The following is a 23,700-nucleotide window of genomic DNA, read 5'->3' on the forward strand; positions in this document are numbered from 1 at the left end:
CTCGACCATGTCCGTGTACGACCCGATGGAGACGCCATGCCCGACGATCTGTCCGAGACGCCGATGTTCCCGATGGCCCGTGCGATGGGCTGCCCTTTTGATCTGCCTCCGGAGCTGAGCCGCCGTGGCGAGCTGAGTCCGGTTTCACGCGTGCGGCTCTGGGACGGCAGCGGCGCGTGGATGGTCACCCGCCACGCCGACGTACGCGCGCTGCTCGCCGATCCGCGGGTCAGCGTCGACGTCGCCGAGCCCGGCTTTCCGCACACCAACGCGGTGAGCAAGGCACGCGACGCGCGGATGAAGACGCTGATGCAGATGGACGCGCCGGAGCACATCGTTCACCGGCGTCGGCTGACCGCGGACTTCACGGTCAGGAAGATGGAGGCGCTGCGTCCCACGATTCAGCGGATCGTCGACGGTCTCGTCGATGACCTGCTCGCCGGGCCGAACCCGGCCGACCTGGTGGAGGCGTTCGCCCTTCCGGTTCCCTCGCTGGTGATCTGTGAGCTGCTGGGCGTGCCCTACGCCGACCGTGGCTTCTTCCAGCGGGTGGCCGGTGAGCTCGTCATGGACGAGGGCGACCCGGCCCACGCCCTGACCGCCAGTGAGGAACTGAACGCCTACCTCGAAAGACTGCTGGAGGAGAAGAACGCGGAGCCGGGCGACGACATGCTCAGCGGGCTTGCCGTCGAGCAGTACCGTACCGGCGCCATGACCCGGCAGGAGATCGCCACACTGGGGCAGCTCCTGCTGGTGGCCGGGCACGACACCACCGCGAACATGATCGCGCTGGGTACGGCGGCGCTGCTGACACATCCGGAGCAGCTGAGCGCGGTCCGCGACGGCGCCGACCACGCCCGGGTGGCGGGCGTCGTCGAGGAACTCCTGCGTTATCTGTCCATCACCCACACCGAGGCCCGTCGTGTCGCCCGCGAGGACCTTGTGATCGGCGGGCGGCTGATTCGCCGGGGCGAGGGCGTCATCGCGGTGAAGAGCACCGCCAACCGCGACCCCGCCGTCTTCGCCGATCCCGACGTGCTCGACGTCCACCGCGACGCCCGCCATCACGTCGCCTTCGGCTACGGCGCCCACCAGTGCCTGGGCCAGTCGCTGGCCCGTGTGGAGCTCCAGGTCGTCTTCGGCACCCTGTTCCGGCGTGTTCCCACGCTGGCGCTGGCCGTACCGCCACAGGAGCTGACTTTCAAACCCGACGCGGTCTTCTACGGAGTCCGCGACCTGCCCGTCACCTGGTGAGGACGGTTCAGGCGCCGTTCCCGCGTCGCCCAAGGGCGTATTCCGGCAGGGGGCGGGCGTTCCTGGCCTGTGCCCGGCGCTCAACGGCGCCGATGACCTTCATCAGCGGCAGGCGGGCGACGACGTCGCGGACGCACCGGCCGCCTTCGGTCCTGGGCACCATGAGGCGGACGTTGGGGCCGATCCGCTGCTTCGCGTCGACCAGCGGGCGGTGGGCCGTGTCGTAGCGGGCGAAGGCGACACGGTGGTCGCCGCCCGACGCGGCGAGTTCCCCGGCGAGGAGATGGGCCCCGACCAGGGCGAGTTCCGCACCCGCGCCCGAGACGGGAGAGGCACACCAGGCGGCGTCGCCGACGAGGGCGACACGGCCGTAGGACCAGGAGTTCATCCGCACCTGGCCCAGGGCGTCGAAGTAGAAGTCGGGGTCGGCGAGGGCCGCGTCGAGCAGTTCCCTGGTCCGCCAGGACGACTCTCGCCCGAACGCCTCGCTGATCAGACGCTTGTGTTCGGCGACGTCCCGGTGGTCGTACCGTAGCGGCGCGGAGCGGAACATGAAGTACGCCTTGGCCTGGGGGTGGTTGCCGGATCGGTAGATCCCGGTCATCCTGCCCGGCGTGTTGAACATCGTCACCCAGCGGTTCTCCCCAAGGGAGGCGTCGGTGTCGGCGAAGGCGAAGTAGTGGTGCTTGAACTGGACGAACCGCTCTTCGGGCCCGAAGACGAGCCTGCGGACGTTGGAGTGCATTCCGTCGGCGCCGACGACGAGGTCGAAGCGACGGGCTGGGGCGTGCTCGAAGGTGACCGACACGCCGTCGTCGTCCTGTTCCAGGCCGAGGATGGAGTCACCGAACAGGATCTCCACATCGGTCACCTCGTGCAGCAGGGTCACCAGGTCACCGCGCATGATCTCGATGGAGGCCGGGTCCCTGGTGTCGATCCGGGCGACGGCCCGATCGGCGGCGTCGACGAACTTCATGCCGCGGACGTCGGTGGCGAACTCGTGGATCCGCGACAGGATGCCCATCCGCTCGGCCACCTCGGTGGCGTTGCCGCGCACGTCGACCCCGTTGCCGCCGGAGCGCGGTGCCGGGGCGCGCTCGACCACGGTGGGTCTGAAGCCGTACCGGGCCAGCCAGTGGGCCAGGGTCAGGCCGGCGATGCTCGCACCGGAGATCAGGATGCGTTCGTTCACAGGACTCCTCCGCGCTAGAATAAATGAAATGCATGTTCCATTTATTATGTGGAAGGGGCATTCCATTTGTCAACGCCCGCTGGATCCCGACGCCGAGCCGACGCCGTCCGCAACCGTCAGCTCGCCCTGGACGCCGCCACCGCCCTGATGGCCGAACCCGGCGCGTCCCTCACCGTCGAGGCCATCGCCAGGAAGGCGGACCTGGGGGCGGCGACCGTGGTGCGCGCCTTCGGTGGCAAGGACGCGTTGCTGGACGCCGCCGTGTCACGCCTGCTCGAACCGGTGGTGCGACGCGCCCGTGACCTGCTCGCCGAGACCACGCCCACGCGGGCCCTGCGGGTCTTCCTGCGTGAACTGATCGCCTTCCAGGCGGCGCATCACGCCGTCAACGACCAGTTGGGCGGCCTGGAGTTGCCCGCCACCACGGCACTGCGCGCCGACCTCGTCCGGGCCGTCGAGGAAATGATCGACGGGGCACGCCGTGAGGGTACGGTTCGCACCGACATCGACCCTGTCGTCACCACGACTCTGATCGGCCAGACAGCCCTGGCGGTCGCTCGCACCCGGCCCCCCTCCCAGGACCTCGCCGACGCTTATCTCACCGTCCTGCTGGACGGCCTCCGCCCGCGTTCGGAACGAACCGGGGACTGACGAACCAGGGACTGGCGCGGATCTCTGGATCGCGACGTGCCGCGGCGGACCTGGACGGCGGATATGCCGGCATCGCATCGGAACGAATGGTCGCGTTGGCGGTCCTGGTGGAGCCGGTGTGGTGCGGATGGTCGTTCTGACGCGTCTGAACTGGGGTTTGCGCCGTTCGGGGGGTGTTTATGGCCTGGGTGGGCAACGATCCGACCTTGGTGGGGTTCGGCTGGCAGGCAGGTCCTAGCGTGTGTCCTTGATGAGGGAATCGAGCAGGATCCGTCGGCTGGTCTGGGAGGTGATGCTGCCGTACGCGTCGTCGAAGGCGTGCTCGGCGAAGGGCAGTTCCTCGGCCTCGACATGGACGCCCTTCTTCCTGAGCGCGTCGCCGAAGCCGGTGACGGTTTCGGGGCGGGCGCCGCGGTCGCGGTCCCCGACCACGAGCAGGGTGCGGGGCAGGCCGGCGCGAATGTCAGAGGTTGGGGACACCTCGCGATAGCGGTTCGGGTACTGCTGCGGGGTACGGCTTCGGCCAGTTGGGCTCCGGAGGCGTTTTTGAGGAGGAACCCGCTGGAGCAGGCCGCCGAGGCGCAGCGCCGGGTCGTCGAGGACCGCCCGATCGGCAGGGTCCTCCTCGATCCGAGGGCATGACAGCGGAACCGATCGCAGGCGAGGCACCGCTGCTTCTGGCCTACCAGGTACGACGGGTTTTCCGCTCCGCCGTTCCTCAGGCCCCGCTCAGGGTTGCGGGGCTGTCGTCGTCCGGTCCGGAGGACAGCCCAGGCGGCGGTATCTGCCGGGGGCCATACCGTATTCGCGTTTGAAGGCGTTGGCGAAGGCGAACTCCGAGCCGTAGCCGACTGCGGGGGCGATCTCGCTCAGCGCGGCGTCGGAGTCACGCAGCATGCGCGCGGCCGTACCCAGCCGCCACCAGGTCAGGTAGGTCAGCGGTGGTTGCCCGACGAACCGGGTGAACCGGCTGGAGAACGCCGCACGGGACAGTCCGGCACGACGGCCCAGTGACTCGACCGTCCACGGGTGGGAGGGGTCGCGATGGATGCCGTCGAGCGCGGCACCGACGGCCGGGTCGGCCAGCGCGGCGGCCCAGCTGTCGACCGCGCAGTGCTCCGTCGAGGCGTCGAACCAGGCCCGCAGGATGTACAGCAACAGCATGTCCAGCAGCGCCGACACCACCAGGTCCGCGCCTGGCCGAGGGCTCTCGATCTCCTTGCCCAGCAGCTCGACGGCGGCGCGCAGCTCGGTGTCGCGTCCCAGCCTGGCGGGCAGGTGAATCATCTCGGGCAGCCCGCTGAGCAGCGGGTGCGCCCGGCTGGAGTCCAGCCGGTAGCCACCGCAGAGCGTCACGGTGACGGGCCCGGCGCCCTCGACGGAGGCCGAAGAGAACAGCTCGGTCTCGGCGTAGGGGTCGCAGTCGGGCTCCTCGACGGGGGTCGCGGGCGAGTCGGCCAGCGCGTAGCCGTGCCCGTGGGGGAAGAACAGCACGTCCCCCGTCGCGACCGGAACCGGCTCCCCCTCCGGCGGGATCACCCAGCACGAGCCCCGCAGCACCACCTGGAAGCCCGCCGAGCCGGGCGCAGACGGGAACCGCCGTCCCCACCGGGCCGGCCACTCGACACGCGCCGAGCGGGGCACACCCAAGCGCATGAAGGCGACCACGTCGCTCAGCACGTCCATGACATGAGTCTAATGCCGAAGACGATCGCGTATTAAACATAGACAGAGGCGCATTGGCTGTCTCGACTGTGGCTCATATCGTTGACGGCGTGACAAAAGTACTGGTCAGCGGGGCGACCGGCACGATCGGCCGCCCTCTGGTGAACCAACTCGAAGACGCGGGCGCCGACGTCCGCACGGTGACGAGGGAGCTGACCGATCCAGTCGCGTTGGGGGCGGCCCTCGACGGCGTCGACGCGGTGTTCCTGCTGTGGCCGTTCGCCTCGGCGGAGGGCGCCCGCGAGGTGCTGGAACTGATCGGAGCGCGGCGGGTGGTCTACCTGTCCTCGGCCGCCGCGCGCCCGCACGAGGTCGAGATCGAGCGCCAGATCGCCGGGACCGCCCGGGAGTGGACGGTGCTGCGCCCGCACGCCTTCGCGGCCAACGCCCTGCGGTGGGCCGCGCAGGTTCGGGCGGGCGTCGTGCGGCAGCCGTACGGTGATGTGGCCTTCTCTCCCGTCCACGAGCGGGACGTGGCGGCCGTCGCGGTGCGCGCGCTGCTCGGCGGGGGGCACCACGGCGTGGTCCACACACTGACCGGGCCCCGGCCGCTGACCCAGCGGGAACAGACGCGGGCGATCGGTGACGCGATCGGCCTGCCGGTGCGCTGGGAGGAGGAGCCTCCGGAGGAGGCCAGGCTGCGGTTGCTCGGGCTCGGATGGCCCGCTCCCGCCGTGGACGGCATGCTGCGCGGCCTGGCCGAGCCGGGCCCGGCCACCGACACCGTGGAGAAGGTCACCGGAGTGCCCGCGAGCACCTTCGAGACGTGGGCGAGCGAGCACGCCGCCGACTTCCTCGGCACCATGCGGGCCGCCCGCATCCATGAGTACGGCGACGCCTCGGTGATCTCGCTGGAGGAGGTGCCGGTGCCGAGGCCGGGGCCGGGCGAGGTGCTCGTCAGGGTGGCCGCCACGTCGTTCAACCTGTCGGAGGTCGGCCTGCGAACGGGCCTGCTGCGGGACGTGCTCGATGTCACGCTTCCGCACACGTTCGGCTGGGACGTCGCGGGCACCGTGGTCGTCGGGGCCGGTGACCTCACCCCCGGCGACCGGGTGATCGGGCTCATCGGCGGGGCGGCCGCCGAGTACGCGGTCGCGAAGGCGGACGCGCTGGCCAAGGCACCGCGGCGGATTCCACTGGCGGACGCGGCGGCCGTGCCGGTGGCCGGGCTCACCGCGTGGCAGGCGGTCTTCGAGCACGCCCGCATCGGTCGCGGCAGCCGGGTGCTGATCAACGGGGCGGGCGGCGGCGTCGGGCTGTTCGCCGTGCAGCTGGCCAAGCACGCGGGCGCGTACGTGGTGGCGACCGCCGGTCCGCGCAGCGCCGCCGCCGTGCGGGCGCTGGGCGCCGACGAGGTCGTCGACTACACCACCACTCCCCTGCCGGGCGGTAACGACGTGCTGATCAACCTGGTGGCCGACGTGCCCGCCTCGGTGACGGAGCTGGCCGAGGAGTTCGTCTCGATCACCCGGCCGATCGAGCACCCGCGCGCCGTCCGGTTCGTGGCCCGCAACGACCCGGGCCAGCTGGCCGAACTCGTGGCGCTGATCGACGAGGGCGTGGTGGACGTCACGGTGGACGTTCGCCCGCTGGATTCCCTGGCTGCTCTGCACCACGAAGCAGAGCGCGGCCTTATTCGCGGAAAAATCGTATTGAAGGTGGGTAAATGATCAAGATTGGCATCATCGTCGGCAGCACGCGTCCGGGACGCAACGGCGAGGCCGTGGCCCGCTGGGTCCACGACCACGCGGTCAGACGTGGCGACGCGCATTACGAACTGGTCGACCTGAAGGACTACGACCTGCCCCATCTGGACGAACCTCTCGCCGCGGCCACCGGGGTGTACGAACACCCGCACACCAAGAAGTGGTCCGAGACCGTCGCGAACCTCGACGGCTTCGTCTTCGTGACACCCGAGTACAACCACTCGATCACCGGAGCGCTCAAGACCGCCATCGACTTCCTGTTCGCCGAATGGCACGACAAGGCCGCGGGGGTGGTCGGCTACGGCGTCAGCGGCGGCGTGCGGGCCGCCGAGCACCTGCGGCAGGTGCTCGGTCAGGTCAAGGTGGCCGATGTCCAGGTGGGCGTGGAGCTGCTGTTGCACACCGACTTCGAGAACTTCACCACCTTCAAACCCGCCGCGCACCAGGAGGACGCCCTGGGCAGGCTGCTCGACCAGGTCGTCTCCTGGAGTACGGCGCTGCGACCGCTCAGGGCGTGACCCCGTCCAACGTCGTACGGCGAATCGGGAGCCGCCTCCGCCGGGTCGTGACAGAAGCAGCTCGACATCTCGGGCGTCAGAACCTCGGCTGAGGCTTGGCAGGCCGCTGCCCTGACCCCGCACACGGCAGGAGGCGGCGCGCACCGTGGCCCGCCGCCTCCCTCGTTCACTGCCGTGCCGTCAGCCCACCGTGCAGGTCGAGCCGTTCACGGTGAAGGCGGTCGGCGCCGGGTTGGTGCCGGTATGACTGCCGCTGATCCCAACCGAGACGGACTCGCCGGGAGCCACGGTCTTGTTCCAGGTCAGGTTGTCGGCCGTCACGTTGACGCCGTTCTGGCTCCAGACGGCGTTCCAGCCGCTGTTCACGTGCTGGCCGGCCGAGAAGGACCAGGCGATGGTCCAGCCGGTGACCGTGTTCAGGCTGGTGTTGGTGTAGGTGATGTCGGCGTTGAAGCCGTTGGACCACTCCGAGGCCAGGTTGTAGGTCACCTTGCATGCGCCGACGCCCGGATCGGCCGGGGTGGTCAGGCTGACCGTGCCGGACGGGTCCGAGACGTTGCCCGCGTCGTCACGGGCCCGTACGTAGTAGGTGTAGGTGGTGTTCGGGCTGAGGCCGGTGAGCGCCGCGCCGGCGCTGGGGTAGGTGCCGACGGGCTGGCCCGAGCCGGTGAACAGGTCGTAGCCGATGACGCCGACGTTGTCGGTGGAGGCGGTCCAGGTGAGCGTGACCGTGCGGGAGGTCAGGTTGCTCGCCACCGGGGTCCCCGGCGTGCTCGGCGGGACATCCTCCACCGGGGTGGTACCGGGCTCGGCGTACAGCAGCCGGTTGGGCGAGCCGTCGCCGATGTTGGTCAGCACGTTCTTGGTGGAACTGCTGATGAGTGCGGCCTTGGTGTCGGCCATCGTCGCCGTCGGGTTGTCCTGGAGGTAGCGGGCGACCCAGCCGGTCACGTGCGGGGCGGCCATGGACGTGCCGGACCAGGAGCCCGAGGCGTTGTCGTCGGTGTTGACCGAGGAGGTGATGGAGACCCCGGGCGCGAACACGTCCACGCAGGTGCCGTAGGAGGAGAACGTCGCCTTCTGGTCGGTGATGTCCGTCGCCCCGACCACGATTCCACGCGGCGAGCGCGGCGCGTTGGTGCAGGCGTCAGTGTTGTAGTTGTTGGCGATGAACACGGTCTGGACGCCAGAGTCGATCAGACCCTCGGCGGCGTCGTTGGCGGCCGTGCCGTAGCCCTGGAGGCTGAAGTTGGCCACCGAGCGCGCCGGGTGGTTGAGCGCGACCCAGTCCATGGCCGCCACCAGGTCGCTGGTCAGGCCGCTGTTGGCGCAGTTGAGCACGCGCACGGCCACCAGGTTGACCGCCTTGGCCATGCCGTAGGTGGCGCCGCCGACCGTGCCCGCCACGTGCGTGCCGTGACCGTGGCAGTCGTCGGTCCTGCCGTCCTCGACGAAGTTGGCGCCGAAGGACGCCCGCCCGCCGAACTCGGTGTGCGTGGTACGGATGCCGCTGTCCACGATGAACGTCGTGCTGCCCGCACCGGTCGTGGTGTAGGTGAAGCTGTTGTCCAGCGGCAGGTTGTGCTGCTCGACGCGGTCGATACCCCAACTCGGCGGGTTGGGCTGGACCGTCTGGCCACTGATCGCCGAGTCGGGCTCGACGTAGGCCACGGCCGGGTTGGCACGGACCGCGTCGAGGGCGTCGTCAGGCAGGACGGCGGCGAAACCGGCGATGGCCTTGGCGTAGCGGTGGGTGATCTGGCCGCCTTCGACGACCGCGTCACGCTCCAGCGACGCGCGTAACTCCCCGGACAGGGTCGCCGACTCCTTGACGACCACGATGTAGTGGTCTCCTCCGACGGCCGTCGGGCCGACTTCGAGGAGTGGTGCCAGACCCGCCGCCTCCGCTTGGGCGGGAACCGCCGTCGCTGTCAGGGGCAGGGTGAGTGCGGCGCAGGCCAGGGTCAGTCTGCGCTTCCATGCGAGAGGCAAAGGGTTTTTCCTTCCGGAGGGATCTTGCCTCCGTGGACACTAACTGATCTTGAAACCCGGCGAGCAAGGCAGTTGTTGAACGTCCGGCGTCGCCCGCGTGTCCACCGATTCATGCTCGTCTTGAGGTGCCACCGGAATACGGCGGAAACGGGTCGCGTCCGCTGGAGACCGCACGTCAGGCGGCGGAAGCCGAAACCCGGCTTACGACACCTTCGTTAGCGCAGGTCAGGCGGTGCTTCGTTGGGAATTTCCTCATTGCCACCGGGGCCTCGGCGGCCCGATGACGCGATAGACGGGCAGGTCGTGTTCGGTGCCGATCGCCACCAGTTCGCGGCAGAGGTCGTCGCGTTCGGGCAGGCCGCGGTGGCCGCGGATAAGGACCTGGATGGCCGCAGCCCGCAGGCGAGGTGAGGTGGCGAGGTCGAGCGCCTCGCGGGCCGCCGCCAGGGCGGTGGGGTCGTCCTCGCCGACCAGTTCTTCGGCGTAGGCGGCGAGGAGGTGGCTGCGTGCCTCCGGGGCCAGGCCGGTGCGCTTGAGCAGGCGGCTCAGCCTTGCGCCGCATTCCGAAGGCCGACGGCAGACGGCGTCGTACCGCCTGCCGTGCACGCCTCAGGATGTCGCGGTGCCGCCCAGGAGCTCGCCGACCTGGACGACCGCGAACTCGACCTGACCCTGGCCCTCCTCCCAGTTGGCGATCAGCGTGCAGCCCTCGTCGGCGAGCAGGTCACCGCCCGACCGTTCGGTTCGCAGGTACATCAGCCCCTCCTCGCCCTCGGTGCAGAAGAAGCTCAAGTGGGCGAACAGCTCGGGCGACGTGCGGTCGGCCAGCGCCTCCCGCCACTCCTCGGCAGCCTCCGCCTCAAGGGGAAGGAGGCTTTCAGGGCCCGTGCCGAGCGCGGTGGCGACCCGCATCGCGTCAAAGAGTGTGCCGTCCGAGACCAGCCGCGGGTAGCAGACGGTCCAGGTGCCGCGCAGATCGGACGCGGAGAGGCCGTGTCGCGCCAACACAGGAGCCAGGTCACCACCCAGGACGAGACGGCCGGAGAAACACGCCGCCGCGAGGTCCGTCTCGAACTCCGGCGGAAGCCCCGCCTTGTCGAACTCGAAGACCGACCGGCTTGCGTCGAACTCCAGCAGCGGCTCCTCCAGGTCGAAGACCGGGCAGTCCCAGACAACCGGCTCAGCACCGCGGAGGACGGCCGGGCTCATCCAGATGGAGTCCCGCGTGAAGCCGAGCTCGTTGACGAGGTCGCCGCCGAAGAACGTCGCGTAGACGGCGTCGGCGTCGAAACCCGCCAACGGACGGCCGAGCAGGATCTCAAAGGCACCGGTCAGTTGTTCCGACCACGGACCTAAGACATTCGAGGAGGAGGAACTCATGCCGCGACCATATAGGCCGAACCCGTCATTCTAGACTGGGCCGGGCTGGCCGGAGTCTCGGACGATACGCGTACAGCCCTGGGGGCGGACCGTCATCGGGCGTCGCGTATGCCGAGGATGTATGTCGCGGTGAGCGCGACGGCGCGGTCCTCGTCGTGAGACAGATCCGTGAGGGCTTTTGACGCCGTGGTTCCCGGGACGTCCGCGAGTGCCTGGGCCAGCCGCAGGCGTACGGACGGTCCGGCGGCGCTGTGGGTGAGGCGATCGACGAGCCCGGTGGCGATCCGGTCCGCCAGCGCGGGACGGCTCGCCAGCGCCCCCAGGGCGTCGGCCGCGTCGACGTCGTTCGTCCCCTCGACGACGACGTCGATGAGCGCGGGGATCGCGGCGGCCACCCCACGCGCCCCGAGCGCCAGCGCCGCGCGCCTGCGGACCACGCCGTCGGGGCTGGTGAGAGCCTCTCTCAACAGCGTGGTCGCCTTGTCGTTCTGGATCTCGGCGACGGACTGGACGGCACGTTCGCGCACCTCCGCCACCGGCGAGCCGAAGCCCTCCGCCAGCAGCGCCAGACCGTCGTCGCCCGACTGCGCCAGAGCCCAGCGGAGGGCTCCGGCGACGTGGGGGTCCCTTTCGCTCAGCGCCGCCTCGACCAGTGCCTCGACCGGCACCGCGACCTCCTCGACCGAGGACACCGAGGACAGGGCCGCGCGCTGCCGCCTGCCCGCGCTCTTCGAGCCCAGCGCCTGCAGGAGCGCGACGACCTGGAGGACCTCCTCCCAGTCCGCGGGCTCCACGGCGTCGATCTGACGCAGTCGCGTGAGCAGCTCGGTCTCGGCCGCGATGCGTTCCCGCGTCTGGCGGATGAGGTCGTCGACGAGGTCCGAGGGCGTGAAGTCGGGATCGTCGAGCGCGCGCCCGACGTCACGCAACGACAAGCCCAGAGAGCGAAGACTCTCGATGTGGAAGATCCGGCGGACGTCCTCGCTTGAGTACTCCCGGTAGCCGGCGCCGCTACGGCCCGTCGGCCGTACCAGGCCGAGCGAGTCGTAGTGCCTGAGCATGCGGGCGCTGACCCCCGACCGTCGTGCCACATCACCGATCAACACCGCCTGTCACTCCTCCCTGCCGGTCGGGCCGAGGGCTACGACGCGCTTGGCCTCCTCGATCGCGAACTCGAATCCGGTTTCCGGGTCGTTCAACAGCCGTTCCGTGGCGATCGCGTGCGCGCGCACGCGCGGCCTGGGGTCCGTCGCCGCGGCGCGCAGGGCCGGCACGATCGCCTCACCGAGCGCGACCAGCGCCCGGCTGAGGCTCAGCTGCGTCTGGCGTCCGCCACGCCCGAGCTGTGTCGCCAGCACCGCGGCCAACCCGGCCTCCTCCCCTTCGGGCACGAGTATGACCGCCGCCCGCCAGGCGCTTCGCGCCACCTCGTCGTCGGAGTCGGTCAGCAGCGCCTGGGTGATCGCCGGCCATGTCCGCCGATCGCCGATCTTGGACAGCGTGTGCAGCGCCTGGCTCCGTGCCTGCGCGCGCTCGGAGTGGAGTTCCTTGAGCAGCGCCGGAATCGTCACCGATGCCGGGTGGCGGGTAAGTGCCCAGGTCAGCATATCGCGCACGTAGAATTCGGGCTCGATCGCGCATCGCTCGACGAGCCTGCCGACGAACAGCGGGTCGGGGGTCGTGCCGATCGCCATCGCGGCCCGCAGCCGTACGGACTCGCGGCCGTCCTCCAGTCCTCGAAGAACCGCGTCCTGTTCCTGAATGGTCATCGGGACCACCTCCTCGGCAGCAGTGAAGACCTTGTCACCGTGTGAAGGTCAAGCGGGATCCGGAATCCCGTTCGCCCGGCCGTACGAACCGGTCGTCGGCGCAGGCCTCAGCCGTCGAGGGTGGGCCGCAGGAGACGGCCGAGGCGTTTGCGGGTCTGGACGATCGGGGTCGTCTCCACATGGGTGATGGCGGGCAGGGCCGCCAGGCGCTGGGTGAGGTACCGGAAGGTGTCGTGGGCGTCGGTGCAGATCACCGTGGCGGCCAGGTTGGTCGGCCCGGTGGTGGCGGCGGCGAAGACCACCTCGGGATGGGAGGCCAGAGCCTCTCCGGCGGCGGTCAACTCGGCGGGCGGGACCGAGGCCCACAGTCGCGTCCCCGCGCGATAGCCGAGGTAGGCGACGTCGAACTCGGTGTAGAAGTGGAGCGCCCCCTGGGTCTGGAGGTCGTCCATCCGCCGCCGGACGGTCGACGGTGACCAGCCGGTGGCCGCCGCGAGCTCGGCCAGTCCGGTACGGCCGTCGTAGGCCAGGACGTTCAGCAGGCGAAGGTCGTCGGCGTCGCAGTGGGGAAGGCCGGAGCCGGTCACCGCGTCGGGCCCGGGACCGAGCCGGCCGGCCTCCTGCGGGGTGAGGGCGTTCAGCAGCCGGACGCCTCCGGGCGAGCCGTAGAAGGTGTGCAGCAGCGAGTAGGCGGTGAGGTCCACCACCCGTCCGCCGCGGGGCAGGCGTTCCAGGAGTCGCTCGCCGTCACCGGGCATCCGCGCACGGGTGATGCACTGCACCTCGGTGCCGCCGGAGACGACCTGCACCCAGGCCGTGTCCGGGCGCCGGGCCAGCGCGGAGGCGACCCCGTCCGCCGCTCCCGGGACACAGCGCAACCGCAGCAGCAAACGTCCGTGCGCGTGGAAGTCGGCGGGCGGAACCGCCACGACCCTGAGCAGATCGGCCGACCGCAACCGCCGGTAACGACGTGCCACCGTCTGGTCGGAGACCCCCAGCACCTCGGCGATCCGGCTGAACGGGGCTCGCGGGTCGAGCTGGAGCGCGTGGATCAGCCGCCGGTCCAGCTCGTCCGCAACGTCGATTTCCACCACTGAAAGCTAGTTGATGTCGGATTCGGGCCGTCAATCGGCTTCTGAGTGGTCCGGCGGTTCGTTCGCGCCGCAGAGTTCGTCGGGTACCGAGACGAAAGGACGAGGCGATGATTCTGGTGACAGGGGCCACGGGAAACGTCGGACGGCACGTGCTCACCCGGTTGAGCGCGACGGGCGCCCCCGGCGTCCGCGCCCTGGTGCTCCCGCAGGAGGCCGCGTCGGTCCGGGTGCCCGACGGCGTCGGCGTCGTGCCCGGGAGCCTCGACGCGCCCGGCGGGCTGGACGAGGCGCTGACCGGGGTCGGGACGGTCTTCCTGATCTGGCCCTTCCTCACGACCCAGGGCGCGCCCGCGGTGCTGGAGGCGATCGGCGGGCACGCCCGGCGGGTGGTCTACCTGTCGTCGATCGGCGTGGACGGCCGGCCCGAGGAGCAGGACGACCCCATCTTCAGGCTGCACACCGACATGGAGGGCCTGATCGAGAGGTCCGGCCTGCCCCGGACCGTCCTGCGGGCGGACACGATCGCCAGCAACACCCTGGGCTGGGCCGACCAGATCCGCGCCACCGGGGTGGTGCACGGCCCGCTCACCGCGGCCACGGCGGTCATCGACCCGCGTGACATCGCGGCCGTCGCCGCCCGCGCGCTCACCGACGACGCCCACCGGGGCGCGACCCACCTGCTGACCGGGCCCCGGGTGATCAGCCGTCCCGAGCAGGTCCGGGCGATCGGCACGGCGATCGGCCGTGAACTCCGCTTCGAGGAGGTCCCCGTACCGGACGCGCGGGCGCGGATGCTCGCCGACGGCCGTCCGCCCGCCCTGGTGGACGCGCTGCTGGCGGCGGCCGAGAAGCGCTCGGCCTCGTCCCTGGTCACCTCGACCGTCGAGGACCTCACCGGGCGCCCGCCGTACGACTTCCGGCAGTGGGCACACGACCACCGTGAGTCCTTCCGATGAGCGACCACCTCGGATCGAACACGCCGAACCGGTGACCGCCCCCGGTGCCGTCACACACTACGAAACAGGCCGGTCACCGGTGCGGACCGGTTCGTCCCAGTCGATGCGGTAGTCGTAGATCCAGCGACTCGGATCCGCGCCCCTGCGGGCCATGAATCTCATCCCCGCGGCCATGACGAGGTCACGCGGTATGCGCGCCAGGGGCCCGAGCCCCTTCCAGCCTCCGGTGCGGTTGCCCTGGTCGACGACCCGTTCCACGCGCTCGCGCCGGAGCCGTTCGTAGGCGGTGAAGGCGGTGGTGACGCCGGGGCTGTCGCGCAGGCACTTGGCCAGGACGACGGTGTCCTCGATGGCCATGGCAGCGCCCTGCCCGATCGAGGGGGCGGTGGCGTGGGCGGCGTCCCCGATGACGATCATCCGGTCGCGGTGCCACCGGGGCACGGAGGGGACGTCGTAGGTCTTCCAGGCGGGGAAGATCTCGTCGGAGGCCGCGACGAGGTCGGCGGCGGGACCGGCGTCGCGCCGGAACAACTCGACCAGATGGGCCCGCCACTCCTGTGGGTCGATCGCGTCCAGCTCGGCGCGGGTCGGCTCGGCCTTCCTGGCCGGGTTCGCCGCCCACCAGACCTCCCCGCTCGGATGGGTGAGGTGCACGAAGAAGCAGTGCCTGCCGAAGATCGCGCTCATCACCCCCGGCTCGGCGCCGGTCCGGACACCGCGCGCGTAGCCACCGGTGTTGAGCAGCCCGGAGTAGCGGACGCCGGGGGCGGCCGGGTCGATGATCTTGCGGGTACGCGACCACAGGCCGTCCGCGCCGATCAGCAGGTCTCCTTCGGCCGTGCCGCCGTCGGCGAACCTCGCCAGCACCCCGCCTCCCCCGCCGTGGGCGTCCACGAGCCGCCTGCCGTACTCGATCCGCACGCCCTGCCGTACGGCGTGCTCGCGGAGCAGGCGGTAGAGGTCGGCTCGCTTGACGGTCCTGCTGACGGTGCCGTCCGGCAGGGGTTCGCCGTACCGGAGCTCGCCGAGTTTCCTGCCGGAGCCGCTGGTGAGGGTCATCCTCGGCGTCTCGAAGCCGATCTCGCCGACGTCCACGCCGAGGGTGCGTAACGCGGCGAGCGCGTTCACCGCGAGTGTCAGGAATGCGCCCACGTTGTCGGCGCCGTGCTCGTAGGCCTCGTAGACGACCGGCTCGATGCCCGCCTTACGGAGAGCGATCGCGCTCAGTGTGCCCGCGATGCCGCCGCCCACGATCAGTGACGTGTATGTCATACACATAAATCTATGTCATACACTTCGCGGGTGAAGGAAGAAGAGCTGCCCGCGGGTCTCAGCGCGCTGTGGGCCCGGTTCGACGAGCCCGAACCGGAGCGGAGAAGCCGGCTGACCCTGTCCCGCGTCGTCCAGGCGGCGGTGGAGCTGGCCGACGCCGACGGCCTCGACGCCGTGTCGATGGCGCGGGTCGCCGAACGGCTCGGCTTCACCACGATGTCGATCTACCGGTACGTCAGGAGCAAGAACGAGCTGCTGCTGCTGATGCTCGACCACGTCGCGGCGCTGCCCGCCGAACTGGACGAGCCCTGTGGCGGCTGGCGCCCCGGCCTGGAGCGCTGGTGCCGCGCGCAGTGGGAGATGCTGCACACCCACCCCTGGATCGTGCGCCTGCCGATCACCGGGCCACCGATCACCCCCAACCAGCTTGCGTGGACCGACCGTGCCCTGGGGGCGTTGAAGGACACCGGGCTGAGCGAGGCCGACAAGGTGGGGGTCGCCCTGCTGGTCGCCAGCCACATGCACACCGTGGCGCGGCTGAGCGCCGACCTCGGACAGGCCGCCTCGGGCGAGTCGATCGCCGCCTACAGCGACCTGCTCGGCGGCCTGGTCGACGGGCGGCGCTTCCCCGCGCTGCGCGCCGCCGTCGACGCGGGCGCCTACGACTACCCCGCGGAGACCCCGGCGGACGAGCGGCGGCTGGACTACCGGTTCGGGCTCGCCCGGATCCTGGACGGCGTGGCCGCGCTGATCCGCGCCACGGGCGGATGACTACTCGGGCCAGTCGGAGTCCTTGATGACCTCGACGAAGTCACCGCGCCGGAAGCCGGGAACGTAGTGGGCCAGTACGTCGGCCTTGACGTTGCCGAAGGTCGTCTCCGGACGGTCCTTGACGCCCTCGGTGAAGGCGGCGAGAATCCGGTTCTTGAAGTCTGGCCGGGGGTGGGCCGCGACCACGGCCTCGCGCTGCTCGTCGGAGACCGCGTGATAGCCGATGCCCAGAACGTCCAGCTCCACGCCACGGGTGATCAGGGCCACCTCGGGCGCCATGTGCAGCGGGATCTCCGGGGTGGTGTGCAGGGCGATCCCCGTCCAGACCCGGTCGGCAGGCTCTCCGGTGACACCGTGGGCGTTCAGGAAGCGGCGGGCCTCGTCGGCGCCGTCGATCTCGAAACGCTGGTCGGTACGGCGGAAGCGCTCGGTCAGCCCCAGGTCGTGGAACATGGCCCCCACGTACAGCAGCTCCGGATCGAAGTCCAGCCCCTGCTCCCGGCCGCGTAGCGCCCCGAACAGGAACACCCGCCGGGAGTGGTCGAACAGCAGGGGGGAGGCGGCCTCACGCACCAGTTCGGTCGCCTCACGCGCCAGGGCGCTGTCCGGGATCCGTACACCCGCGATCGATTCACCCGTCATGACTGCCTCTCCTCACCCTCGATCGGTTGACTCCTCCAGATTCACCCGGTGCCATACCCTGACACCATGTCCATACGGCCATGTGAACCACAGATTCCGACATGACGCATCGAGTGGCCTTCGTGGTGTTCGACGGTGTGACCCTGCTCGACGTCAGCGGCCCCCTGGAGGTGCTGCACCAGGCGGGCCGGTACACCTCGGTCCTGGTCTCCCCCCACGGCGGCGACGTCCGGACGGCCTCCGGACCGACGCTGGCCGCGACGACGACGGCGGCCGACGCCGGGCCCGTCGACACGGTCGTGGTCGCCGGAGCCGACCACCTCGCGGAGCGGGGCCCCGAGGACGAACTGCTGACGACGGTCGCCGACCTCGCCGATCGGGCGGCACGGGTCGCCTCGGTCTGCAGCGGCGCCTTCGTCCTGGCGGCGCTCGGCCTGCTCGACGGCCGAAGGGCGACCACCCACTGGCGGCACGCGCGGGCTCTCGCCCGCCGCCACCCCCTCGTGCGCGTCGAACCGGACGCCCTGCACATCCGGGACGGCCGTTACGTCACCTCCGCGGGGATCAGCGCGGGCATCGACCTGGCCCTCGCGCTGGTGGAACACGACCACGGAGCGGGCGCGGCCCGGGACATCGCCCGTGAACTGGTCGTGTTCATGCAGCGCCCGGGCGGCCAGTCACAGTTCTCCACGGCGCTGGCGACCCCACCGGCACGCGGCGACCTGCTGCGCTCACTGACCGCCTCCGTACTCGCCGACCCGGCGGCAGACCACAGCCTGCCCGCCATGGCCGCCTCCGCGTCGGTCAGCACCCGGCACCTGACCCGGCTGTTCCAGGCGGAGCTGGACACGACTCCGGCCCGCTGGGTCGAACGTGTCCGTCTCGACCGCGCCCAGCAGCTCCTCCTCGACGGGCACAGCATCACCTCGGCGGCACGGCACAGCGGTCTCGGCAGCGACGAGACCCTGCGCCGCACCTTCGCCCGCCACCTGGGCACCACGCCCACCGAGTACCGCAGACGTTTCGGCACCACGACCTGACATCGACCTGACATCGACCTGACATTCGAAGCGGCCACGCCGTCGTAACGGTGAGGGACAGGAAATCCACACCGGAAGAAAAGGGGCGGGCGGCGATGACCACGCGACACGAAACAGACGAGACCGTTCTCCGGAGGCACCTCGGCAGGCTGGTCGAGGCGATCCAGGCCAAGGACCTTGAGGGCCTGGAACGTCTCTACGCGGCGGACGTCGTGTCCTTCGACGTGGAACCTCCGCTGCGGCACGTCGGAGCGGAGGCGAAACTCAGGAACTGGGCGAACGTGTTCGCGTTCTTCGCGGACGTGACCTACGAGGTGCGCGACCTGAGACTCGTCGTGGGTGACGACGTGGCGTTCGGGTACGGCTTCGGCCGGCTCAGTGGCACGTCGAGGAACGGGACCGCGACGAGCGGCATATGGGTCAGGGGCACCTTCTGCTTCCAGAAGATCGACGGCGACTGGCTGATCGTGCACGACCAGGCCTCCGTGCCGTTCGACATCGCGACCGGCAGAGGGGTGATCGACCTGGAACCCTGACGGCAGACGGGAGACTCGGTCTGAGGTGGCCCGGCCGGTTCGCGACTCTCACGGGGAGATGGGATACCTTGGCGGGACGGCGACCGTCCGCGCCGAACCTCCGGCGACCCGCCCCAGCCGGGTCACCCACGGAGGCAAAGGGAGGTCCACCTCTCGGCCGGAGCTTCGTTGCCGATCGCGCGCCCGCCGTACCGATCGCTGGGGGATCCATGGTTGGCCGCGTGGGAGACGACCATGACGAAGCAGCCCGACTTCAAACGACGCGTGCGCGCCCGGATGGCCAAGACCGGCGAGTCGTACGCCGCCGCCCGTGGCAGGCTCCTCGCCGAACGGCCGGCCGACGACCGGATGGCCACGGCGTTGCATGTCAGCAACGGCGACGGCACGGCCCTGCCGGGAACCGGGCTCGCCCGGCGCGTGCTGTTCTGGCGTGACGTCCTGCACGACGGCCCGGTGCCCGCGGTGGGGGCCGGGGAGCTCCGCCGTGTCAGGGCCGGTTTCCTCGCCGAGGCGGGCGCGGACGAACGGGGTGAGGCCGCGGCGATGTTCGCCGAACGCGACCGCGTCTTGGAGGACAACCGGGACGGCGAGTACGTGCTGTGGTTCGAGGCGGACCTGTACGACCAGCTGCAGATCATCCAGATCCTCGCCCGCCTCGCCGACCTGGGTGTTCCCGCACGGCGCATCACCTTGATCTGCATCGGCGAGCATCCCGGCATCGCCCGCTTCGGCGGCCTCGGCCAGCTGACCGTGGAACAGCTGCGCGAGCTGCCCGCGACGAGGGCGTGCGCCCGGCTGACCCCGGACGCGCTGCGGCTCGCCACCCACGCCTGGGACGCCTTCCGGGCGCCGACCCCCGACGGCCTCGGCGCCGTCGCCGCGAGCCACTCGGCTGAGCTGCGCTTCCTCGGCGAGGCGTTCGACCGGCTCAGCAGGGAGTATCCGGCCACCCGCGACGGGCTGTCACTGGCCGAACGACGGGTACTCGCCGCAGTCGCCGACGGCGCGCCCGACGCAGGAACCGTGTTCATCCGTGCGGCGGCGCGGGAAACACGCCCGTACCTCGGAGACATCTGGTACTTCGCGATGATCGACCGGATGGTCCGTGCTCCGGTTCCGCTGCTCGATGCCGGGCGAGGGGACCGCCGGGTCGGCCACACCATCCGCCTGCGCCTGACCGAAACCGGAGCACGGGTACTCGCGGGCGAGGCCGACCACGTCGCGCTCAACGGTCTCGACCGCTGGATCGGCGGCGTCCACCTGAGCGGCCGCCACGTACGCTGGCGCTGGGACGACGGGCTCGAAACCATCACGGGAAAGGCCTGACGAGCGCACGTCAACCGCGCCGCCGGTCTCCGCCTCCGGCGTCCAGCGCCTCGACCACCTGGCGGTGCACCCGGGTCAGCACGACGGCCGGCACCACGAGGACGACGTCCAGGATCAGCACCGAGACCAGCGGCGGCAGCCACCGCGCCGCGACCCCGACCGCGGCGCGGCGCCGCACTGGCGACCCGGGAACTGCCGGTCCTGTCACCGGTGACGGTGAACACGGCCGCCCTCGCCGAAGCACGCGGGCGACCGTATGAGTCGGTCGTGCTGCTCGGGGCCACCGCCCGGCTGCGGGGCGCGCACGACCGCACCGATCCGCAGGTCCGTGACCTCACCCGTCGCGGCCAGGCCGCGCTCGGCGGGGAGGGGCTCGCCGCGGTGTACGCGAAGGGCTGGGAGCTGGACGCGAGGACGGCCGTGAGCGTGGACGTCATCCGCCCGCGGCGTCCTCGGCCTCCCAGCGCAGCAGGTCACCCGGCTGGCACTTGAGGACCTCGCAGAGAGCGGCGAGCGTCGAGAAGCGCACCGCCTTGGCGCGGCCGTTCTTGAGCACCGCCAGGTTGGCGGGCGTGATCCCGACGCGGTCCGCGAGATCGCCCACGGACATCTTCCGCCTGGCCAGCATCACGTCGATGTCGACGATGATCGGCATCAGATCACCTCGTCCAGCTCGGCCCGCATCCGCGTCGCTTCGACGTCGCGCGCGACGGCCTGGGCGAGCAGCATCCGCAGTACGAGCACGATGAGCGCGATGAGCGCGACCCCCAGGATGCCCAGGCCGATCCCGCCCATGATGACGGTGACGCCCGGGTCGTCCCGCTGACCCGGCGCGTTGAGGGCCGTGACCGCGAACCACAGGAGGGCGGCCACAACGATCGCGCCGATCACGGCGTCCACGTACCGGAAGGCGGCGTGGGAGAACACGGTTCCGCGACGCACCATCGTCACCAGCCGCCATACGCCGACCAGGGTGACCTGGCCCGACACCATGCCCAGGATCGTGATCAAGCGCAGCGGGGTCAGCGGGAGCGACCCGTCCTCCGGATCGGTGGCCAATGCCCACACCATCGATGCCTGTACGAACACGGTGCCGACGAACACCGCCGCGAGCACGACGCGAAGCGCACGCACTGTCAGTTTTCCCATGACCCGTCCTTCCATCGAATCGCGATGGAAATCTATCGATTTTCGATACCTTGGGCAAGGGTTGGAGGTGGTGACTTCGCGCCGTCGCGGGAGTCCCGTTGGTGACGGCGCAGGATTTCCAGGACGCGAAGGCAGGACGGCTTGAGCATGCCCTCCTGCGGCCGGTCAGCCGGACGGGAGAGGTGAGCCGAGCATCCAGTTGCCGGGCGCCTCGGTGTCGGTGCTGAGGTAGAAGTCCTCGATGGCGGCGCGGAACTCCTCATGGGTGAGGGTGCCGCTGCCGTTGCGGTCGAGGCGCCGGAAGGCCGCGCCGGAGACGGCCGGGGTGATACCGAGGGCGTCGTACAGGCGGACGTACTCATCGGCGGTGAGCGCGCCGCTTCCGTCGGTGTCCAGGGCGCGCATGAGGGCGTCGACGATGGGCATCACCAGGCGTTCGAGGGTCGCGGCGTCGGAGGCGACGTGGGAGCGCATGGCGGAGACGAACCGCTGGGGACCGATGCGGCCCTGAGCGTCCGGGACACCGGCCTCGCCCAGGACGTCCCACCAGATCATGAACGCCGCGCGTAGCGCGCTCTTGGCGCTCTCGTCCGGGGTCACCGCGGCGAACACCTCGCCGATCCGCTGGAAGTCATCGCGGGTGAGATGGCCGTCGCCGGTGCGGTCGAACCAGGTGAACAGGAAGGTGAACTTCTGCTCGGTGCTGTCGTGGACCATGGTGGCCTCCTTGGGCGGGAGCGTTCGGGTAAGGGCTGGGGCGGGGACACCGGTCGGGGCGAAGGCCGACGCTGTGGCGATGGGCGGCGACGTGTGCCGTGAAGGCATGGAACTCCAACCAGGATCCAGAGCTACATAAAGCGACACATCAGATGCGAAGAGTAGTTGTTTGTGATCAGGGGTGCACTACCAAGCACGGTGACATTGACCTTTCGCCCTACTCCCCCGGACCGACCCTTCGAAAGTGGCGTTCGAAAGTGGCGACGGTCGAGCCGGCGATCCACCGCCGGGGCGGCGGGGTCCGCCCGCCTCGGACGACGGTGAGGGTGGCACGATCTCAACGTCGGCACCCGTCTCATCCCGGCGGACAACTCGCATTCTTCGTTGGGTGTTGTGGTGTTCTCGCCGGATAACGCTTTTGTCCGCCAGGGGGAAGGCGAGCCGGAACTCGGCGGAAAGACGGGATGGTGGGAGTTCTGCTTGACGAAGGGGCCGACGGGTTCGAAAAACGGCCTCTCCCGCGATGCCTCTCGCTGCCGGATGTGGGTCTTGGCCGAGGTCGCCGGGACCGGCTCTGGCGGCGTTGGACGTGCTTGACGGCCGACATGGGCGGGTTCGGGAAGGGGTGGCCGGGGTCCGGTCGCCGAGGGTGGCGGGGTGGGGATGGCGCGGGTTCTGGTGGATGCCCGGGGTGGTGTTCTGGCAGTTCAGAGGGCTTTCCGAATATTTCGGAAAGCCGCTGAATCTTGTCCTGTGGGGTGCGGGAAGTGAGATCGGGTCGGCGTGGCGTTCGGGCATCCGCCGCCTCGGATGCCCGTCTTGCCTTCCCGAGCGCGGCGTGGACCGTTCGAGGGATGTGCAGGGCCCCTGTACCGGCAGGGGCCCCTTTATTTATTTCCCATCTTTGTCCGGCTCTCTGGTTCGGAAAGGTTTCGGCCGCGAATCGCGGTTTCGGAACGGCCGTACGGAATGGGCCGCGGCTATAAGTCGCATACGACCGAACGCTTCCGGAGAATTCCGAAGGACGGAAAGGTCAGGAAATCTAGACCGGTGACCGGGAAATGCGTAACTCTTACGACCACAGATCAAGGGCGGCCGGTAACCGCCCGACGAACACCGCAGCGGATTCCACGCCGCGCCCAGGAAAGAGGCTCACATGTCCGTCCGTACCCCGCGCCGGAAGTCGCCGGTGCCCGCTACGCGCCCCACCCCGGTGACCATGCCCTCCGGCCACCGGATCGTCGTCCTGATCGTGGTCGTCCTCGTCACGGCGGTACTGCGGGTGAGCGGCCAGCCGCTGCCCGAGAGCCTCCTGCTGGTGCTCGCGACGGGCTGCGCGGCCGCCCAGATCAGCGCGTGGCTGGCCGGCGGAACGGCCGGACGAGGGTGGTCGTGATGCCCGGGGCGGACGATGTCCCGGTCCGGTCACTGGTGGAGGAGGTGAAGGACGTCACCACACCCGAGCAGTTCGGGTAGCAGCTGAAAAGGCTCAAGGAGGTCAACGCTCTGCGGCCTTCCTCAAGCAGTTCGCCGACCTTCTCGGCGACAAGAACCAACGTAGGCAGTTCCACTTCTCCACGCGGGGCAACTCGGTCCTCCAGGACGTGCGCACAGGAGATGTTCCTGCCGAAGTTCCTCCACGAGCTGCAGAACCGTGCCTGCCCGGACAAGCTCATCACGGTCATCACCGGCTCGGACGGCGCCGCGCAACCCAGGGACACACCCGAGCTCACCGACCCGAAGGTGTCCACCGTGCTGATCTACGCCCTGGGTTCCTTCAAAGGTGTGGAGAAGCGCATTCCCGGGGCGGGCGGTCGTCACCTTCGACCTCACGCGCCGGGTTCCGAGGTCGTCCGCATCGCTTCGCCCGGCAGGTAACCCATCGAGAACACACCATCCGCCATATCCCGACCGCGAAGGAATGTTTCACCACGAACCCGTACGGTGCCACCCACGACCCATTGTGGGCGGCACCGTACCTTTCCGGGAGTGAGAGCCGCGCGTCATCGC

At 70.1% G+C, this 23,700-nt stretch carries 27 protein-coding genes; 12 read left to right on the forward strand and 15 right to left on the reverse strand.

Features of this window, described 5'->3' with window-relative positions; translation table 11 throughout:
• Positions 1-36 precede the first annotated feature (36 nt).
• Positions 37-1,254, forward strand: a complete 1,218-nt coding sequence (locus ABZ463_RS34320) for a cytochrome P450 (RefSeq protein ID WP_362782657.1) — start codon at positions 37-39, stop codon at positions 1,252-1,254.
• A 7-nt stretch (positions 1,255-1,261) separates the two neighbouring features.
• Here ABZ463_RS34320 and ABZ463_RS34325 read toward each other — a convergent pair whose 3' ends face one another.
• Complete coding sequence (locus ABZ463_RS34325) at positions 1,262-2,446, reverse strand: FAD-dependent monooxygenase (protein WP_362782660.1); 1,185 nt, start codon at positions 2,444-2,446, stop codon at positions 1,262-1,264.
• Between the two features lie 66 nt (positions 2,447-2,512).
• Here ABZ463_RS34325 and ABZ463_RS34330 point away from each other — a divergent pair, with 66 nt between their 5' ends.
• Complete coding sequence (locus tag ABZ463_RS34330) at positions 2,513-3,097, forward strand: helix-turn-helix domain-containing protein (protein WP_362782663.1); 585 nt, start codon at positions 2,513-2,515, stop codon at positions 3,095-3,097.
• A 234-nt stretch (positions 3,098-3,331) separates the two neighbouring features.
• On the opposite strand, the gene ABZ463_RS34335 is transcribed toward ABZ463_RS34330, so the two are convergent.
• Both ABZ463_RS34335 and ABZ463_RS34340 read right to left on the reverse strand, forming a co-directional pair.
• The gene (locus tag ABZ463_RS34335; protein ID WP_362782666.1) at positions 3,332-3,577 is read right to left on the reverse strand and encodes a hypothetical protein; all 246 of its coding nucleotides are present in this window, start codon (positions 3,575-3,577) and stop codon (positions 3,332-3,334) included.
• A 249-nt stretch (positions 3,578-3,826) separates the two neighbouring features.
• Positions 3,827-4,783 (reverse strand): AraC family transcriptional regulator, encoded by a 957-nt coding sequence (locus ABZ463_RS34340; RefSeq protein ID WP_362782668.1) that lies wholly within the window; start codon positions 4,781-4,783, stop codon positions 3,827-3,829.
• Positions 4,784-4,872: 89 nt separating this feature from the next.
• Here ABZ463_RS34340 and ABZ463_RS34345 point away from each other — a divergent pair, with 89 nt between their 5' ends.
• On the forward strand, positions 4,873-6,492 hold the full coding sequence (locus tag ABZ463_RS34345) for a zinc-binding dehydrogenase (protein ID WP_362782670.1): 1,620 nt from the start codon (positions 4,873-4,875) through the stop codon (positions 6,490-6,492).
• A complete protein-coding gene (locus ABZ463_RS34350) occupies positions 6,489-7,046 on the forward strand; it encodes an NAD(P)H-dependent oxidoreductase (RefSeq protein WP_362782673.1) in 558 nt (185 codons plus the stop codon). The genes ABZ463_RS34345 and ABZ463_RS34350 overlap by 4 nt, the downstream gene beginning before the upstream one ends.
• 180 nt (positions 7,047-7,226) lie before the next feature.
• On the opposite strand, the gene ABZ463_RS34355 is transcribed toward ABZ463_RS34350, so the two are convergent.
• From ABZ463_RS34355 to ABZ463_RS34380, 6 genes are all read right to left on the reverse strand, one after another.
• Positions 7,227-9,038 carry a cellulose binding domain-containing protein gene (locus ABZ463_RS34355; protein WP_362782675.1) on the reverse strand — a complete coding sequence of 604 codons (1,812 nt, stop codon included), beginning with the start codon at positions 9,036-9,038 and terminating at the stop codon, positions 7,227-7,229.
• A 252-nt stretch (positions 9,039-9,290) separates the two neighbouring features.
• Positions 9,291-9,644 (reverse strand): hypothetical protein, encoded by a 354-nt coding sequence (locus tag ABZ463_RS34360; protein WP_362782678.1) that lies wholly within the window; start codon positions 9,642-9,644, stop codon positions 9,291-9,293.
• A gap of 3 nt (positions 9,645-9,647) precedes the next feature.
• The gene (locus tag ABZ463_RS34365; protein ID WP_352012321.1) at positions 9,648-10,418 is read right to left on the reverse strand and encodes a hypothetical protein; all 771 of its coding nucleotides are present in this window, start codon (positions 10,416-10,418) and stop codon (positions 9,648-9,650) included.
• A 92-nt stretch (positions 10,419-10,510) separates the two neighbouring features.
• Positions 10,511-11,524 carry a HEAT repeat domain-containing protein gene (locus tag ABZ463_RS34370; RefSeq protein WP_362782682.1) on the reverse strand — a complete coding sequence of 338 codons (1,014 nt, stop codon included), beginning with the start codon at positions 11,522-11,524 and terminating at the stop codon, positions 10,511-10,513.
• A gap of 6 nt (positions 11,525-11,530) precedes the next feature.
• On the reverse strand, positions 11,531-12,187 hold the full coding sequence (locus ABZ463_RS34375; protein WP_362782685.1) for a HEAT repeat domain-containing protein: 657 nt from the start codon (positions 12,185-12,187) through the stop codon (positions 11,531-11,533).
• 107 nt (positions 12,188-12,294) lie between these two features.
• Positions 12,295-13,278, reverse strand: coding sequence for an AsnC family transcriptional regulator (locus ABZ463_RS34380; protein ID WP_362782688.1), 984 nt, complete (start codon positions 13,276-13,278; stop codon positions 12,295-12,297).
• Between the two features lie 110 nt (positions 13,279-13,388).
• Here ABZ463_RS34380 and ABZ463_RS34385 point away from each other — a divergent pair, with 110 nt between their 5' ends.
• Positions 13,389-14,237, forward strand: coding sequence for an NAD(P)H-binding protein (locus ABZ463_RS34385; protein ID WP_362782692.1), 849 nt, complete (start codon positions 13,389-13,391; stop codon positions 14,235-14,237).
• Positions 14,238-14,294: 57 nt separating this feature from the next.
• Here the strand turns inward: ABZ463_RS34385 and ABZ463_RS34390 are convergent, their stop codons facing one another.
• The gene (locus ABZ463_RS34390; RefSeq protein ID WP_352012316.1) at positions 14,295-15,509 is read right to left on the reverse strand and encodes an FAD-dependent monooxygenase; all 1,215 of its coding nucleotides are present in this window, start codon (positions 15,507-15,509) and stop codon (positions 14,295-14,297) included.
• A gap of 30 nt (positions 15,510-15,539) precedes the next feature.
• On the opposite strand from ABZ463_RS34390, the gene ABZ463_RS34395 reads away from it, so the two are divergent.
• Complete coding sequence (locus tag ABZ463_RS34395; RefSeq protein ID WP_362782695.1) at positions 15,540-16,280, forward strand: TetR/AcrR family transcriptional regulator; 741 nt, start codon at positions 15,540-15,542, stop codon at positions 16,278-16,280.
• Here ABZ463_RS34395 and ABZ463_RS34400 read toward each other — a convergent pair whose 3' ends face one another.
• A complete protein-coding gene (locus ABZ463_RS34400) occupies positions 16,281-16,922 on the reverse strand; it encodes an HD domain-containing protein (protein WP_352012314.1) in 642 nt (213 codons plus the stop codon).
• A 101-nt stretch (positions 16,923-17,023) separates the two neighbouring features.
• Between ABZ463_RS34400 and ABZ463_RS34405 the strand changes: the two genes are divergently transcribed.
• The 3 genes from ABZ463_RS34405 (at position 17,024) to ABZ463_RS34415 (ending at position 19,824) form a co-directional block, all read left to right on the forward strand.
• Positions 17,024-17,962, forward strand: a complete 939-nt coding sequence (locus ABZ463_RS34405; RefSeq protein WP_362782697.1) for a DJ-1/PfpI family protein — start codon at positions 17,024-17,026, stop codon at positions 17,960-17,962.
• 95 nt (positions 17,963-18,057) lie between these two features.
• The gene (locus tag ABZ463_RS34410; RefSeq protein ID WP_352012312.1) at positions 18,058-18,498 is read left to right on the forward strand and encodes a nuclear transport factor 2 family protein; all 441 of its coding nucleotides are present in this window, start codon (positions 18,058-18,060) and stop codon (positions 18,496-18,498) included.
• A 234-nt stretch (positions 18,499-18,732) separates the two neighbouring features.
• Positions 18,733-19,824 (forward strand): hypothetical protein, encoded by a 1,092-nt coding sequence (locus tag ABZ463_RS34415; protein WP_362782701.1) that lies wholly within the window; start codon positions 18,733-18,735, stop codon positions 19,822-19,824.
• A 10-nt stretch (positions 19,825-19,834) separates the two neighbouring features.
• On the opposite strand, the gene ABZ463_RS34420 is transcribed toward ABZ463_RS34415, so the two are convergent.
• Complete coding sequence (locus tag ABZ463_RS34420; RefSeq protein ID WP_362782703.1) at positions 19,835-20,002, reverse strand: hypothetical protein; 168 nt, start codon at positions 20,000-20,002, stop codon at positions 19,835-19,837.
• Positions 20,003-20,034: 32 nt separating this feature from the next.
• On the opposite strand from ABZ463_RS34420, the gene ABZ463_RS34425 reads away from it, so the two are divergent.
• The gene (locus ABZ463_RS34425; RefSeq protein WP_362782705.1) at positions 20,035-20,316 is read left to right on the forward strand and encodes a hypothetical protein; all 282 of its coding nucleotides are present in this window, start codon (positions 20,035-20,037) and stop codon (positions 20,314-20,316) included.
• Here ABZ463_RS34425 and ABZ463_RS34430 read toward each other — a convergent pair.
• The 3 genes from ABZ463_RS34430 to ABZ463_RS34440 form a co-directional block, all read right to left on the reverse strand.
• Entirely contained in the window at positions 20,258-20,479 is a 222-nt protein-coding gene (locus ABZ463_RS34430; RefSeq protein WP_352012309.1) for a helix-turn-helix transcriptional regulator, read from the reverse strand. The genes ABZ463_RS34425 and ABZ463_RS34430 overlap by 59 nt on opposite strands.
• Entirely contained in the window at positions 20,479-20,973 is a 495-nt protein-coding gene (locus tag ABZ463_RS34435; protein WP_362782708.1) for a DUF2975 domain-containing protein, read from the reverse strand. The genes ABZ463_RS34430 and ABZ463_RS34435 overlap by 1 nt, the downstream gene beginning before the upstream one ends.
• Before the next feature lie 165 nt (positions 20,974-21,138).
• Positions 21,139-21,690 carry an EF-hand domain-containing protein gene (locus ABZ463_RS34440; protein ID WP_362782711.1) on the reverse strand — a complete coding sequence of 184 codons (552 nt, stop codon included), beginning with the start codon at positions 21,688-21,690 and terminating at the stop codon, positions 21,139-21,141.
• Positions 21,691-22,846: 1,156 nt separating this feature from the next.
• Between ABZ463_RS34440 and ABZ463_RS34445 the strand changes: the two genes are divergently transcribed.
• Positions 22,847-23,086, forward strand: coding sequence for a hypothetical protein (locus ABZ463_RS34445; protein ID WP_362782714.1), 240 nt, complete (start codon positions 22,847-22,849; stop codon positions 23,084-23,086).
• A gap of 221 nt (positions 23,087-23,307) precedes the next feature.
• On the forward strand, positions 23,308-23,568 hold the full coding sequence (locus ABZ463_RS34450) for a hypothetical protein (RefSeq protein WP_352012305.1): 261 nt from the start codon (positions 23,308-23,310) through the stop codon (positions 23,566-23,568).
• The last annotated feature ends 132 nt before the right edge of the window (positions 23,569-23,700 follow it).

This window comes from Streptosporangium sp. NPDC020145 (genome assembly GCF_040631275.1).
Classification (GTDB): Bacteria; Actinomycetota; Actinomycetes; order Streptosporangiales; family Streptosporangiaceae; genus Streptosporangium.

Excerpts from the sequence above, each read along its gene's own strand:
- ABZ463_RS34320 (WP_362782657.1), top strand. The coding sequence starts at position 37 with ATGCCCGACGATCTGTCCGAGACGCCGATGTTCCCGATGGCCCGTGCG.
- ABZ463_RS34340 (WP_362782668.1), bottom strand. The coding sequence starts at position 4,783 with ATGGACGTGCTGAGCGACGTGGTCGCCTTCATGCGCTTGGGTGTGCCC.
- ABZ463_RS34350 (WP_362782673.1), top strand. The coding sequence starts at position 6,489 with ATGATCAAGATTGGCATCATCGTCGGCAGCACGCGTCCGGGACGCAAC.
- ABZ463_RS34365 (WP_352012321.1), bottom strand. The coding sequence starts at position 10,418 with ATGAGTTCCTCCTCCTCGAATGTCTTAGGTCCGTGGTCGGAACAACTG.
- ABZ463_RS34375 (WP_362782685.1), bottom strand. The coding sequence starts at position 12,187 with ATGACCATTCAGGAACAGGACGCGGTTCTTCGAGGACTGGAGGACGGC.
- ABZ463_RS34385 (WP_362782692.1), top strand. The coding sequence starts at position 13,389 with ATGATTCTGGTGACAGGGGCCACGGGAAACGTCGGACGGCACGTGCTC.
- ABZ463_RS34390 (WP_352012316.1), bottom strand. The coding sequence starts at position 15,509 with ATGACATACACGTCACTGATCGTGGGCGGCGGCATCGCGGGCACACTG.
- ABZ463_RS34400 (WP_352012314.1), bottom strand. The coding sequence starts at position 16,922 with ATGACGGGTGAATCGATCGCGGGTGTACGGATCCCGGACAGCGCCCTG.
- ABZ463_RS34405 (WP_362782697.1), top strand. The coding sequence starts at position 17,024 with ATGACGCATCGAGTGGCCTTCGTGGTGTTCGACGGTGTGACCCTGCTC.
- ABZ463_RS34410 (WP_352012312.1), top strand. The coding sequence starts at position 18,058 with ATGACCACGCGACACGAAACAGACGAGACCGTTCTCCGGAGGCACCTC.
- ABZ463_RS34415 (WP_362782701.1), top strand. The coding sequence starts at position 18,733 with ATGACGAAGCAGCCCGACTTCAAACGACGCGTGCGCGCCCGGATGGCC.
- ABZ463_RS34430 (WP_352012309.1), bottom strand. The coding sequence starts at position 20,479 with ATGCCGATCATCGTCGACATCGACGTGATGCTGGCCAGGCGGAAGATG.
- ABZ463_RS34435 (WP_362782708.1), bottom strand. The coding sequence starts at position 20,973 with ATGGGAAAACTGACAGTGCGTGCGCTTCGCGTCGTGCTCGCGGCGGTG.
- ABZ463_RS34440 (WP_362782711.1), bottom strand. The coding sequence starts at position 21,690 with ATGGTCCACGACAGCACCGAGCAGAAGTTCACCTTCCTGTTCACCTGG.
- ABZ463_RS34445 (WP_362782714.1), top strand. The coding sequence starts at position 22,847 with ATGTCCGTCCGTACCCCGCGCCGGAAGTCGCCGGTGCCCGCTACGCGC.
- ABZ463_RS34450 (WP_352012305.1), top strand. The coding sequence starts at position 23,308 with ATGTTCCTGCCGAAGTTCCTCCACGAGCTGCAGAACCGTGCCTGCCCG.